This is a genomic window from Providencia sp. 6390 (assembly GCF_058148425.1).
This window is the reverse complement of sequence record NZ_JBYVYL010000006.1, coordinates 182,196-195,896: the sequence shown is the minus strand read 5'-3', so window position 1 is coordinate 195,896 and position 13,701 is coordinate 182,196. Positions and strand designations below refer to the sequence as shown.

At 42.2% G+C, this 13,701-nt stretch carries 11 protein-coding genes; 10 read left to right on the top strand and 1 reads right to left on the bottom strand.

Going from position 1 to position 13,701, the window contains the following annotated elements; all coding sequences use genetic code 11:
- Nucleotides 1-221: 221 nt before the first annotated feature.
- The 4 genes from dnaK (at nt 222) to nhaR (ending at nt 6,212) form a co-directional block, all read left to right on the top strand.
- Nucleotides 222-2,135, top strand: coding sequence for a molecular chaperone DnaK (dnaK, locus tag AC3Z9T_RS14270; RefSeq protein ID WP_490126773.1), 1,914 nt, complete (start codon nt 222-224; stop codon nt 2,133-2,135).
- A 110-nt stretch (nt 2,136-2,245) separates the two neighbouring features.
- Nucleotides 2,246-3,385: a molecular chaperone DnaJ gene (dnaJ, locus tag AC3Z9T_RS14265; protein ID WP_490126772.1), complete on the top strand. Its 1,140-nt coding sequence runs from the start codon at nt 2,246-2,248 to the stop codon at nt 3,383-3,385.
- Between the two features lie 416 nt (nt 3,386-3,801).
- Entirely contained in the window at nt 3,802-4,974 is a 1,173-nt protein-coding gene (nhaA, locus tag AC3Z9T_RS14260; RefSeq protein ID WP_490126771.1) for a Na+/H+ antiporter NhaA, read from the top strand.
- Nucleotides 4,975-5,288: 314 nt separating this feature from the next.
- Nucleotides 5,289-6,212 (top strand): transcriptional activator NhaR, encoded by a 924-nt coding sequence (nhaR, locus tag AC3Z9T_RS14255; RefSeq protein WP_490126770.1) that lies wholly within the window; start codon nt 5,289-5,291, stop codon nt 6,210-6,212.
- A gap of 52 nt (nt 6,213-6,264) precedes the next feature.
- Here nhaR and rpsT read toward each other — a convergent pair whose 3' ends face one another.
- The gene (gene rpsT, locus AC3Z9T_RS14250; protein ID WP_070926889.1) at nt 6,265-6,525 is read right to left on the bottom strand and encodes a 30S ribosomal protein S20; all 261 of its coding nucleotides are present in this window, start codon (nt 6,523-6,525) and stop codon (nt 6,265-6,267) included.
- A 588-nt stretch (nt 6,526-7,113) separates the two neighbouring features.
- Between rpsT and ribF the strand changes: the two genes are divergently transcribed.
- From ribF to AC3Z9T_RS14220, 6 genes are all read left to right on the top strand, one after another.
- Nucleotides 7,114-8,052 (top strand): bifunctional riboflavin kinase/FAD synthetase, encoded by a 939-nt coding sequence (ribF, locus tag AC3Z9T_RS14245; protein WP_490126769.1) that lies wholly within the window; start codon nt 7,114-7,116, stop codon nt 8,050-8,052.
- Nucleotides 8,053-8,080: 28 nt separating this feature from the next.
- Nucleotides 8,081-10,891 (top strand): isoleucine--tRNA ligase, encoded by a 2,811-nt coding sequence (ileS, locus tag AC3Z9T_RS14240; RefSeq protein ID WP_490126768.1) that lies wholly within the window; start codon nt 8,081-8,083, stop codon nt 10,889-10,891.
- A complete protein-coding gene (gene lspA / locus AC3Z9T_RS14235) occupies nt 10,892-11,392 on the top strand; it encodes a signal peptidase II (protein WP_490126767.1) in 501 nt (166 codons plus the stop codon). It abuts the gene before it with no gap.
- Nucleotides 11,393-11,551: 159 nt separating this feature from the next.
- Nucleotides 11,552-12,022 (top strand): FKBP-type peptidyl-prolyl cis-trans isomerase, encoded by a 471-nt coding sequence (gene fkpB / locus AC3Z9T_RS14230; protein WP_490126766.1) that lies wholly within the window; start codon nt 11,552-11,554, stop codon nt 12,020-12,022.
- Nucleotides 12,003-12,956: a 4-hydroxy-3-methylbut-2-enyl diphosphate reductase gene (ispH, locus tag AC3Z9T_RS14225; RefSeq protein ID WP_490126765.1), complete on the top strand. Its 954-nt coding sequence runs from the start codon at nt 12,003-12,005 to the stop codon at nt 12,954-12,956. Before fkpB ends, ispH begins: the two co-directional genes overlap by 20 nt.
- Nucleotides 12,957-13,009: 53 nt before the next feature.
- Entirely contained in the window at nt 13,010-13,687 is a 678-nt protein-coding gene (locus AC3Z9T_RS14220) for an HAD family hydrolase (RefSeq protein WP_490126764.1), read from the top strand.
- The last annotated feature ends 14 nt before the right edge of the window (nt 13,688-13,701 follow it).

Sequence of the window (13,701 nt, the reverse complement as noted above, 5' to 3'; positions counted from 1 at the left end):
AGGTTTTTTTGCAAAAAATACCAAATTTTTTTAAGGTATCCCCTTGATGAATGAATTTACGACCCCATCTTTAAAGCATCCCTCGTTAACAATCGCAATTATTGCTTAATGCAAAAAAAATTGAGGTGCGGAGCAAAAACTCCCTTGAAAATGAAATATTGAACCTCATATAGATTGATAACGAAATTGTATAGAAAAGAATTCCTTTGGAGGCGTTTTAGATGGGTAAAATTATTGGTATCGACTTGGGTACAACTAACTCATGCGTTGCAATTATGGATGGTACTACTGCGCGCGTTCTAGAGAACAGCGAAGGTGATCGTACAACTCCTTCCATCATTGCGTACACTCAAGATGGTGAAATTTTGGTCGGTCAGCCAGCAAAACGTCAGGCAGTGACCAACCCAGAAAACACACTGTTTGCGATCAAACGTTTGATCGGCCGTCGTTTCCAAGACGAAGAAGTTCAGCGCGACGTTTCAATCATGCCATACAAAATTATTGCGGCAGATAACGGTGACGCTTGGTTAGATGTTAAAGGCCAAAAAATGGCTCCACCACAAGTTTCAGCTGAAGTTCTGAAAAAAATGAAAAAAACGGCTGAGGACTACTTGGGTGAGCCAGTAACCGAAGCTGTTATTACTGTTCCAGCTTACTTTAACGATGCTCAGCGTCAAGCAACCAAAGATGCGGGTCGTATCGCGGGTCTAGATGTTAAACGTATCATTAACGAACCAACAGCAGCAGCATTGGCTTATGGTCTAGATAAAGAAGTTGGTAACCGTACTATTGCGGTATACGACTTAGGTGGTGGTACATTTGACTTATCAATTATCGAAATAGATGAAGTTGATGGCGAAAAAACCTATGAAGTTCTGGCAACCAATGGTGACACTCACTTAGGTGGTGAAGACTTCGATAACCGTTTGATCAACTACTTAGTAGAAGAGTTCAAGAAAGATCAAGGTGTTGATCTGCGTAATGATCCACTAGCAATGCAGCGTCTGAAAGAAGCAGCAGAAAAAGCGAAAATCGAGCTTTCATCTGCACAACAAACTGACGTGAATCTGCCGTACATTACTGCAGATGCAACTGGTCCTAAACACATGAACATTAAAGTGACTCGTGCAAAATTAGAGTCACTGGTAGAAGATTTAGTTAAACGCACTATGGAGCCGGTTAAAGTTGCTCTGCAAGATGCTGGTTTGAGCGTTAACGATATCAACGACGTGATCTTAGTTGGTGGTCAAATCCGTATGCCAATGGTGCAAAAAGCGGTTTCTGACTTCTTTGGTAAAGAACCACGTAAAGATGTTAACCCAGATGAAGCGGTTGCGATTGGTGCAGCAGTTCAAGGTGGTGTATTAGCGGGTGATGTTAAAGACGTTCTGTTACTTGATGTAACTCCACTGTCTTTAGGTATCGAAACGATGGGTGGTGTAATGACTTCGTTAATCGCGAAGAATACGACTATCCCAACTAAACATAGCCAAGTATTCTCTACTGCGGAAGATAACCAATCAGCAGTAACGATCCATGTTCTGCAAGGTGAGCGTAAGCGTTCAAGCGACAACAAATCACTGGGTCAATTTAATTTAGATGGTATTCAAGCGGCTCCTCGTGGTATGCCACAAATCGAAGTCACCTTTGACATTGATGCGGATGGTATCCTACATGTTTCTGCTAAAGACAAAAACAGTGGCCGTGAGCAAAAAATCACCATTAAGGCTTCTTCTGGTCTGAACGATGAAGAAATCGAAAAAATGGTACGTGACGCGGAAGCGAACGCAGAAGCTGACCGTAAATTTGAAGAGTTAGTACAGGTTCGTAACCAAGCTGACCAATTAGTACACGGTACTCGTAAACAAATCGAAGAAGCAGGCGATAAACTGCCAGCTGAAGATAAAGCAAACATCGAAAAAGCAACATCTGAGCTAGAGGCTGCAAGCAAAGGCGAAGATAAAGCAGATATTGAAGCGAAGATCCAAGCACTGGTTGCAGCTTCAGAAAAACTTCTGGAAATGGCACAGCAACAAGCTCAAGCGGGCGCAGCAGGTGCGGGTGCAGAAGCGAAGAAAGATGATGATGTTGTTGACGCTGAGTTCGAAGAAGTTAACGATAAAGACAAAAAATAATGCCCTTAGCGGGCGCAGTGACCTTGCTAATGGTTATTAATGGTTACTGATACCGAACACGGGCGTCGAGGAAACTCTACGCCCGTGTCGGCATGTTAAGGGTAAAATAAATGGCGAAAAGAGATTTTTATGAGGTTTTAGGCCTCGAAAAAAATGCTTCTGAAAAAGACATCAAGCGAGCATATAAGCGCTTAGCAATGAAGTACCACCCTGACCGTAATCAGGAAAATAAAGAAGAAGCAGAAGCACAGTTTAAAGAAATCAAAGAAGCTTACGAAATCCTGTCCGACGATCAAAAACGTGCTGCGTATGATCAATATGGTCACGCTGCGTTTGAGCAAGGTGGCATGGGTGGTGGCGGTGGCTTCGGTGGCGGTGCTGACTTTAGTGATATCTTTGGTGACGTCTTCGGTGATATTTTTGGAGGCGGCCGTAGACAACAGCGCCCAAGCCGTGGTTCTGATCTGCAGTACAACATGGAACTGACTCTTGAAGAGGCTGTCCGTGGAGTGACCAAAGAGATCCGCATTCCAACTTTGGAAAGCTGTGATGTTTGTCATGGCAGTGGTGCGAAACCAGGCACTAGCGCAGATACTTGTCCAACCTGTCATGGTATGGGACAAGTGCATATGCGTCAGGGATTCTTCTCGGTCCAGCAGCCATGTCCAACTTGCCATGGCCGCGGTAAAGTCATTAAAGATCCATGCAACAAGTGTCATGGGCATGGTCGTGTTGAACGTTATAAAACATTATCCGTTAAAATCCCTGCAGGGGTTGATACTGGCGATCGGGTACGTTTGTCAGGTGAAGGTGAAGCAGGTGAAAACGGAGCGCCAGCGGGCGATCTGTTCGTTCAAGTCCATGTGTTGCCGCACAATATTTTTGAGCGCGATGGTAATAACTTGCATTGTGAAGTGCCAATTAACTTCGCGATTGCGGCATTGGGTGGCGAAATTGAAGTGCCAACCCTTGATGGTCGTGTGAAACTGAAAATCCCAGCAGAAACTCAAACAGGCAAAGTTTTCCGTATGAAAGGAAAAGGTGTGAAATCTGTTAGAGGTGGATTGCAAGGTGATTTGATGTGCCACATTGTGGTTGAGACACCGGTTAAGCTTAATGAGAAACAAAAAGAACTGCTTAAAGAGTTTGGTGAATCGCTAGGTGGTACGAGCGGCGAAAAAAATAGTCCGCGTTCAAAGCGTTTCTTAGATGGCGTGAAGAAGTTTTTTGACGACCTGACTAGCAAGTAATAAGTATAATATTACTTACTCATTATTTAAAAACACTCGCTTTTGCGAGTGTTTTTTTATTCTTCAAGCATCCTAAGGCTGTATAACTTATTGCAGTGATGAAGCACGACCGTAAAAATACTCAATACTCACAAATTTTACAAATATAAATTGATAGCGGTTCTACTATGTTTTAATAGATATATAGAGTTATGGGGTCATCTTGAATGTCAGATTTCGTAGATCATTATCATGAGAAAAAGTGAGCAAATTCAAATTAATTTGTCTATATTAAAATTTAACGATTATTTAGCATCTTTAGTGAGCTATTTCGCTAAATGATCGTTAATTTCGAGTGATAATAGATGAATAAACGATTTTTTACGAATCAATGATTAGCATAATATTAACACTCTGTTTATTTTGAGGTTAAACATATGACAGCAATCATCCGTAAATTTTTAAGGTTAGAAGCAGCAGGAGGGCTACTCCTGATTATTGCTGCCATAGTCGCATTAATTATGGCAAATTCGCCATTTCAGGGACTATATCAGCAGTTTTTAGACATTCCAGTTGCCGTTAAAATTTCATCATTAGAACTCGATAAACCATTAATTTTATGGATTAATGATTTTTTGATGGCGATTTTTTTTCTTGTTGTGGGGCTTGAAGTTAAGCGAGAGCTACTTGAAGGATCGTTAGCAGGTAAAGATAAAGCCATTTTCCCAGCTGTTGCTGCTTTAGGAGGGATGCTAGCGCCCGCACTGATTTATTTATTATTCAATGGTGCTGATGAAGTCACTCGTCAAGGCTGGGCTATACCTGCCGCAACAGATATTGCTTTTGCGTTAGGCGTGATGGCTTTATTAGGTAAGCGTGTACCGACTGAACTAAAAGTGTTTTTATTGGCACTTGCCATTATTGATGACCTTGGGGTTATTGTCATCATTGCGTTTTTCTATACTAATTCACTGTCTGTGGTTGCGCTAGGCTTGGCAGCATTATGTGTTGCTATATTGATTATGATGAATTGGCGGCGTGTTGAAAATACCGCGGCTTATTTAGTTATCGGGCTCATTTTATGGGTGTGCATACTTAAGTCTGGGGTTCATGCGACGTTAGCTGGTGTTATTGTCGGTTTCTTGATCCCACTTCGTGGCACAAATAACACTAAGCCATCAGAAGAGTTGGAGCATGTATTACATCCTTGGGTTGCATATCTGATTCTACCGATATTTGCTTTTGCAAATTCAGGGGTTCAATTAAATGGCGTGACATTAGATGGTTTGATGAGCACGTTGCCTTTAGGTGTTGCAGCAGGCTTATTATTTGGTAAGCCATTAGGTATTTTTCTATTCAGTTGGGTTTCGGTAAAACTTGGTTTTGCTAAATTGCCTGAATCAATTAATTTGAAGCAAGTATTCGCGGTTTCTGTCTTATGTGGAATCGGTTTTACTATGTCTATTTTCATCACAGGGCTTGCTTTTGATGGGCTGGATGAAAGCTATAGTACCTATTCACGACTGGGTATTTTGATTGGATCGACATTAGCTGCGTTTTTAGGTTATTTTTTATTAAAGGTAGTGTTACCGAGGAGTCAACAAAAGTAACGATTGTCTGAATTCTAATAATTTCAGAAATAAAGAGTAAGAATTTCCGAGTCAATCCATTATGATGTACCCGCAGCATTCACTTTTTGTGCTGCGGGTATTTTTATAATAGCTCCTGAAAAAGGGCATGTATACTCTAAATAATTCGAGGTGCAGCTAGGCGACAAGCGAGTCGTTAGGAGCTTAGAAAGCTACATGACTGGCGCGAGTGGGCGTGGTCACGTATACCTTAACGAAAAGCGCTGCAACTTGAAGTATGGCGAGTGTAGAACCAATATAGCGAGGCTACTATTGGTGGTACAGAAGGAAATGATATGCGGGTTTCACATCTTAATTTTAACCATCTTTATTATTTTTGGCATGTATGTAAAGAGGGTTCAGTGGTTGGGGCCGCTGATGCGTTGTATTTAACGCCTCAGACTATCACAGGGCAAATAAAAGCATTAGAAGAACGGTTAGGTGGTAAGTTATTTAAGCGGCAAGGGCGTGGTTTAGTTCCCTCTGAGCTAGGGCAGCTTATTTTTCGGTATGCCGATAAAATGTTTATGCTAAGCCAAGAGATGCTTGATATTGTCAACTATAGCCGAGAGTCGAATTTATTGTTTGATGTGGGTGTAGCTGATGCGTTATCAAAACAGCTGGTGAGCCGAGTATTAGAAACTGCAGTCGTTGAACATGAACAGATCCATTTACGTTGTTTTGAATCTACTCATGAAATGTTGCTTGAGCAGTTAAGCCAGCACAAACTTGATATGATTTTGTCTGATTGTCCAGTTGACTCATCACAGCAAGAAGGGTTGTTCTCTGTGAAGTTAGGGGAATGTAGCATGAGCTTTTTTTGTCGCCAACCGGTGCCTAAGAAGCCGTTCCCCGAGTGTTTAGAAGAGCGCCGTTTGTTAATACCAGGCCGTCGCTCTATGTTAGGTCGCCATTTACTAACTTGGATCCGTAATAAAAACTTGGAAGTTGAAGTTCTCGGTGAATTTGATGATGCGGCCCTGATGAAAGCGTTCGGAGTCTCTCATAATGCCATATTTGTGGCACCTTCATTATATGCAGCAGATATTTTAGAAGGGGAAGATGTGATCGAACTGGGTCGACTAGACAGTGTAAAAGAAGAGTATTTCGTTATTTTTGCTGAACGAATGATACAGCATCCAGCAGTTCAGCGTGTTTGTAATAAAGATTTTTCAAATTTATTCTCAACACCCTTTGATAAGCTTGAGAAAAAAGTTTAGCAAACAAAAAAACCGGCAGAAGCCGGTTTTTTTAGCTAATCAAGAAGCAAAATTACATTGCTTTGATTTGAGCAACTAAGTTAGCTTTATGACGAGCAGCTTTATTTTTGTGGATCAGGCCTTTAGTGGCGTGACGATCAACAATAGGTTGCATGTCATTGAATGCTTTCTGAGCCGCTTCTTTATCGCCAGCAGCGATAGCAAGGTAAACTTTCTTGATAAAAGTACGCACCATAGAACGACGGCTAGCGTTGTGCTGACGACGTTTCTCAGATTGTATAGCGCGTTTCTTAGCTGATTTGATATTAGCCAAGGTCCAACTCCCAAATGTATTCTATTGAGGACAATTCAAAGGTCGAGGAATATGCCCTTTCGGCCTTCATTTGTCAATGGATTTGTGCAAATAAACGTCGTGTACTTCGACGTAAGTGCGTTTGTGAATGGTGCAAGATTCTACCAGCAAATGCTAGAGGAATACAGATCTTCGCGCGAAAAAAAGCGTAATTGATGGTAGATAATCAAAAAATATTTTATCGAGAAAATTTTTAAGATCATGAATAGAAAGTAAAGCTCAATTATCGAACAATAGTTGTTTGATTATTGGTCATTGATTACAATGGGTTGCACTAGTGGTTGTGAAAGTCAGAAAAAATTACGATTTTTCGAGACCTCAGCGCAAATTTGTTGTATTGATAATCCATTGGTTATCCCTATATTTTGATTTTATTATTTGCAGTGGATAATTTTTAACCATCATCCTTGGGTGAGGGGGTAAGAAATTTATCTGTAATGGCTGTGTTGATCAAAAAATGGTGATTAAATGAAACCTTTTGCGAACTTGGGTTAACCTTAAGCGTCGTACAGGGTATAATCCAGCTATTTCCTCGGTATTGAGCCTGTTATGGAGCTAATTCGCGGTATACAGAATATCCGGGCGTACCATCATGGTTGCGTGCTGACTATTGGTAATTTTGACGGTGTCCACCGTGGGCATCAGGTATTACTTCAAAATTTAAAACTGAAAAGTGAGCAGTTGGGGTTACCCACTGTCGTGATGATTTTTGAGCCTCAGCCACTTGAGTTTTTTATTGGTGATAAAGCACCTGCTCGTTTGACGCGCTTGCGGGACAAAGTGAAATACTTAGCAGATAGTGGGGTTGATTACCTCCTTTGTGTTGAGTTTAATCAACATTTTGCCTCACTAACGCCTTCTGAGTTTGTCGCTGATTTACTGGTCGAAAAACTGGGTGTGAAATACCTCGCTATTGGCGATGACTTCCGTTTTGGCAAAAATCGCATGGGGGATTTTGCGTTCCTTCAGCAAGCTGGAAGTCAGTATGGTTTTGAAGTGGCGGATACAGAAAGTTTTTGTGATTCAGGGCTGCGTATTAGCAGCACTGCTATCCGTAAAGCAATACAAGATAATGACCTAGCATTAGCAGAAGCTTTGTTAGGCCATCCATATCGTATTAGTGGGCGTGTTGTTCATGGCAACCAACTCGGTCGTACTATTGGTTTCCCGACAGCAAACCTGCCATTAAAACGATTGGTTACCCCTGTGATGGGTGTGTATGCTGTAGAAGTGTATGGTTTAGGGGATAAACCCCTACCAGGTGTGGCCAATATTGGTACTAGGCCAACGGTTTCTGGTAAAGGCCAACAATTAGAAGTTCATCTAATTGATATCACTATGGATTTATATGGGCGTCATATTGATGTCGTATTACGTAAAAAAATACGTGATGAACAGCGATTTGCTTCATTAGATGCGCTGAAGGAGCAAATTGCTAAAGATGTGATTACAGCGAGGGATTACCTAGCTGCAACGGGTGTCAGATAATTTAGCGGAAAAATGGAACTGAGAATCGATGAGTGACTATAAAAATACCCTGAATCTACCAGAAACAGGGTTTCCAATGCGTGGTGATCTCGCAAAACGCGAACCACAGATGTTAGAGCGCTGGTACAAAGAAGGCTTGTATCAAGCAATCCGTAAAGCAAAATCGGGCAAGAAAACGTTTATCCTGCACGATGGTCCTCCGTATGCTAACGGCAGTATTCATATTGGTCACTCAGTTAACAAAATTCTCAAAGACATTATTATTAAATCCAAAGGGTTGGCGGGTTATGACTCCCCATACATCCCTGGTTGGGATTGCCATGGTCTACCGATTGAACATAAAGTTGAACAAATCGTGGGTAAACCCGGTGAAAAAGTATCCGCCGCTGAATTTCGTGCACAATGCCGTCAATATGCCAAAGAGCAAATTGAAGGGCAAAAAGCTGACTTTATTCGCCTTGGGGTGTTAGGTGAGTGGGATAAGCCCTATTTGACGATGGATTTTAAAACCGAAGCTCACATTATCAGAGCATTGGCAAAGACTATCGCTAATGGTCACTTGGTGAAAGGCGCTAAACCAGTTCACTGGTGTACGGCTTGTGGCTCCTCTTTGGCCGAAGCGGAAGTTGAATATTATGATAAAACATCACCTTCTATCTATGTTCGTTTCCCTGCTGTAGATAGCAAAGCGGTGTATGAAAAATTTGCTGTCACAGGTGATAAAACACCTGCGTTGGTTATTTGGACAACAACACCTTGGACATTGCCTGCTAACCGTGCGATTTCTTTAAATCCTGAGTTTAAATACCAGTTGGTTGAAGCGGGCGGCGAAGTGGCGATCCTTGCGGCTGATTTAGTTAAAGATGTAATGACAACCGCTGGTGTCGAGTCATGGAAAGTGCTTGGTGAGTGTGATGGTAGTGCACTTGAATTATTGCGTTTCCAACATCCATTTATGGGTTTTGATGTTCCTGCGATCTTAGGTGAACACGTTACGTTAGATGCGGGTACAGGAGCCGTACATACAGCGCCAGGCCATGGTCCAGAGGACTACGTGGTGGGTCAAAAATATGGTTTAGAAACGGCAAACCCTGTCGGGCCAGATGGTTGTTTCCTAGCAAATACTTACCCAACACTTGATGGCGTATTTATTTTTAAAGCCAACGACCTGATCGTTGAATTGTTAAAAGAAAAAGGGGCTCTGCTGTACAAGCAAGCCATTTCTCACAGCTATCCATGCTGCTGGCGTCATAAAACACCTGTTATTTTCCGTGCTACACCACAATGGTTTATCGGCATGGATAAAAATGGCTTACGTGAACAATCATTGAAAGAGATTGATATTGTTCAGTGGATCCCTGGTTGGGGTCGTGCGCGTATCGAATCTATGGTTGAAAATCGCCCTGACTGGTGTATTTCTCGTCAACGTACTTGGGGTACACCAATGTCGTTGTTCGTACATAAAGACACTGAAGAATTGCACCCACGCACGTTAGAGTTGATGGAAGAAGTTGCGAAACGTGTAGAAGTTGATGGCATCCAAGCATGGTGGGATCTGGATCCTGCTGAGTTACTTGGCGAAGACGCTGAAACTTACCGTAAAGTACCAGATACTTTAGACGTTTGGTTTGATTCAGGATCAACTCACTTTGCTGTTGTGGATGCGCGTCCTGAATTCCATGGCAATTCAGCAGATATGTACCTTGAAGGTTCAGACCAACATCGTGGCTGGTTTATGTCTTCACTGATGCTGTCGACGGCAATGAAAGGCAAAGCGCCTTATCGTCAAGTGCTGACGCACGGCTTTACCGTAGATGGTCAAGGCCGCAAGATGTCTAAATCTTTAGGCAATACAATCAGCCCACAAGATGTGATGAATAAATTAGGTGCTGATATTTTACGCCTATGGGTTGCATCAACCGATTACACAGGGGAAATCGCTGTTTCTGATGAAATTTTGAAACGTGCAGCGGACTCATACCGTCGTATTCGTAATACAGCACGCTTCTTCTTAGCTAACTTAAATGGTTTCAATCCAGCGACTGATATGGTGAAACCGGAAGATATGGTGGTGCTAGATCGCTGGGCAGTAGGTCGCGCGCTGGCGGCACAGAAAGAGATTGCAAAAGCTTACGATGAATATGATTTCTTATCCGTTATTCAGCGTTTAATGCATTTCTGCTCAATCGAAATGGGGTCTTTCTATCTAGATATCATTAAGGATCGCCAGTACACCGCCAAGAGCGATAGCCTTGCGCGTCGTAGCTGCCAAACAGCACTGTTCCATATTGTTGAAGCGTTAGTTCGTTGGATTGCACCTGTGCTTTCTTTCACTGCTGATGAGGTTTGGAATGAAATGCCGGGCGAACGTGCTAAGTATGTCCTGACTGAAGAGTGGTACGACGCACTGTTTGGTTTAGATGCGTCCGAAGAAATGAATGATGATTTTTGGGCTGAGTTGCTAGCCGTTCGTGGCGAAGTCAATAAGGTGCTTGAACAAGCACGTGCAGACAAACACATTGGTGGTTCATTAGAAGCAGCTGTCGTGTTGTATGCAGACAAAGACCTAGCGGCGAAGCTTAATTGCTTAGCTGACGAATTGCGTTTTGTGCTGCTAACTTCACAAGTTACTGTTGCAGATATCGCCTCTGCACCAGCCAGTGCACAGCAATCAGAGCTGAGCGGCCTAAAAATTGGTTTTAGCAAAGCATCTGGTGAGAAATGCCCTCGTTGCTGGCACTATGCTAATGACGTAGGTTCCGTGGCTGATCACCCAGAGTTGTGTGGTCGCTGTGTCACTAACGTAGCCGGTAACGGTGAACTGCGTAAGTTTGCATAAATGAAGAGACCACTTTGTTCTACTGGGTTGCGCTGGCTGTGGTTAACCGTGGTGTTAATCGCATTGGATTTAGGGGTCAAACAGCTTGTCTTGAAAGAGATGAATCTGTATGAGCCACATCCAATCATGCCTTACTTCAATCTTATGTATGCGCAGAACTTTGGCGCTGCATTTAGCTTCTTAGCTGATGAGGGCGGCTGGCAACGCTGGTTTTTTGCTGGCGTGGCAATTGCGATTTCAATCATTTTAATTGTGATGATGTATCGCCAGAGTGCACAAAAACGTTTAAGTAATATCGCGTATGCTCTGATCATCAGTGGCGCAATTGGTAACCTAAGTGACCGTTTAATACATGGTTTTGTTGTCGATTATATTGATTTTTATATTGGCAATTGGCATTACCCTACATTTAACCTTGCAGATATGGCTATCTGCTTAGGTGCGGCACTCGTGATCCTCGAAGGCTTTTTGCCCGATAAAAGCAAAAAGAAGGAAGATTAAAGGATTAAATGTATTTTAAATAGTTCGAGGAGCAGTTAGGCGACAAGTGATTAAGTTTACGTGTCTTAACGGAATACACTGCAACTTGAGGTATGGCAAATATAACCCCTAGCCCGGTTCTTCCGGGCTAATTTATATGATAGAAAATAGGTTTGATTTATGTCTACTCAGGTACAGCCGCATAGCGCGGTACTGCTGCATTTCACGCTGAAATTAGAAGACGGTTCAACGGCAGACTCTTCATATAGCCAAGGGAAACCAGCGTTGTTTAGTTTAGGTAATGGTTCATTGTCACCCGAATTGGAACAGCAACTTTTAGGGCTAGGTATTGGGGAAAAGAAAAGTTTTTCTTTACCGGGGGATGTGATTTTTGGTAAACACAATCCTGATTTAATTCAATACTTTTCCTTACGTGATTTCACTGAAACAGGGATACCTGAGATTGGCACTATCATGCTATTTACGGCAATGAATGGCAGTGAGATGCCAGGGGTAGTAAAATCAATAGAGGGTGAGTCGATTACCATTGATTTTAATCACCCGCTAGCAGAGCAACAAATCAGTTTCGATATTGAAGTGCTTGAGATTGACCCGCAATTGGAGAGTCAAAATGCAAATATTAATGGCTAACCCTCGTGGTTTTTGTGCAGGGGTAGACCGCGCAATCAGCATTGTAGAAAGAGCGTTAGAGCTGTATGGCGCACCTATTTATGTCCGTCATGAAGTTGTTCATAACCGTTATGTGGTTGATGACTTGCGTCAGCGTGGTGCTATTTTTATTGAAGAGATCTCAGAAGTTCCTGATGGCTCTATCTTGATTTTCTCTGCTCATGGCGTCTCTCAAGCAATACGCCAAGAAGCGCGCTCCCGTGATTTAACCATGTTATTTGATGCTACGTGCCCCCTTGTCACTAAGGTACATATGGAAGTTGCACGAGCAAGCCGAAAAGGCAAAGAAGCTATCCTAATTGGTCATGCAGGGCATCCTGAAGTTGAAGGTACCATGGGGCAATACAACAATCCAGAAGGTGGAATGTATCTGGTTGAAAGCCCTGAAGATGTGTGGAAATTACAGGTTAAAGATGAAGACAACTTGTGTTTTATGACGCAAACAACGCTTTCGGTTGATGATACCTCTGATGTTATCGATGCATTAACTCAACGTTTTCCTAGTATTGTTGGCCCGCGTAAAGATGATATTTGTTATGCTACGACCAACAGACAGGAAGCTGCGCGCGAACTTGCAGAACGTGCTGATATCGTGCTGGTCGTTGGCTCGAAAAACTCATCGAACTCGAATCGTTTAGCAGAATTAGCTTCTCGAATGAAAAAGCCAGCCTATTTAATTGATGGGGCTGAAGATATTAAAACAGAGTGGTTAGCTGATAAAAATATTATTGGCTTGACCGCGGGAGCCTCTGCCCCTGATATCTTAGTTCGCCAAGTCATCGATAGGCTCCAAGAGCTTGGTGCTAAAGATGTCGTTGAGCTTCAAGGACGTGAAGAGAATATTGTGTTTGAAGTTCCTAAAGAGTTACGTGTTGAAGTTAAAGAAATCAGTTAATTAGCATTAACTACCCCTCTCATTGATTTAATTGATTGGAGGGGGAATTATTTTTGGAGTTTTCATTGCTATCTAACAATATCGCTCATTCATCTAATGTGCTCTCTGTTTTTGATTTTGATGGCACATTGACCTATCACGATAGTTTTATTCCCTTTTTGAAGTTTACGTTTGGGAAGTACCGTTTTTCACGCAAAATTATTAAATTAGTTTTGCCAACTTTACAATGTGCTAGGCGTAAATTGACGCGTGATGAACTAAAAGAAGTGTTAATAAAAACCTTCTTAACAGGCGTAGATGAAAAATGGTTGAGAGAAAAAGCCGAACAATTTTGCCAAATTTATTGGTCTAAATTAATGCGTCCAGAAGGGGTTTTAGGTGTAGCAGCTGAGGTTGAAAGTGGAGCTGAAGTGACTATTTGCTCTGCTTCACCTTCTCTTGTGCTCAAACCATTTGCTGAACGATTAGGCATTAAATTGATCAGTACCGAGTTAGAAATTGTTGATGGTAAGCTAACGGGCAATTTAGTTGGGCAGAACTGCCGACGTGAACAAAAAGTAAAGCGTTTAGAGCAGGTATATGGTGATTTAAATCGATATCATTTAAGGGCTTGGGGTGACACTCGAGGTGATTTTGAGTTATTGCAGGCTGCACAAGATGCGCATTGGCGTCATTTCCATAAAAAACATTACCGTTATAAGTATCGTAATGTTGTAGCAAGAGATGAGTAGAGCAAAACCTCTTG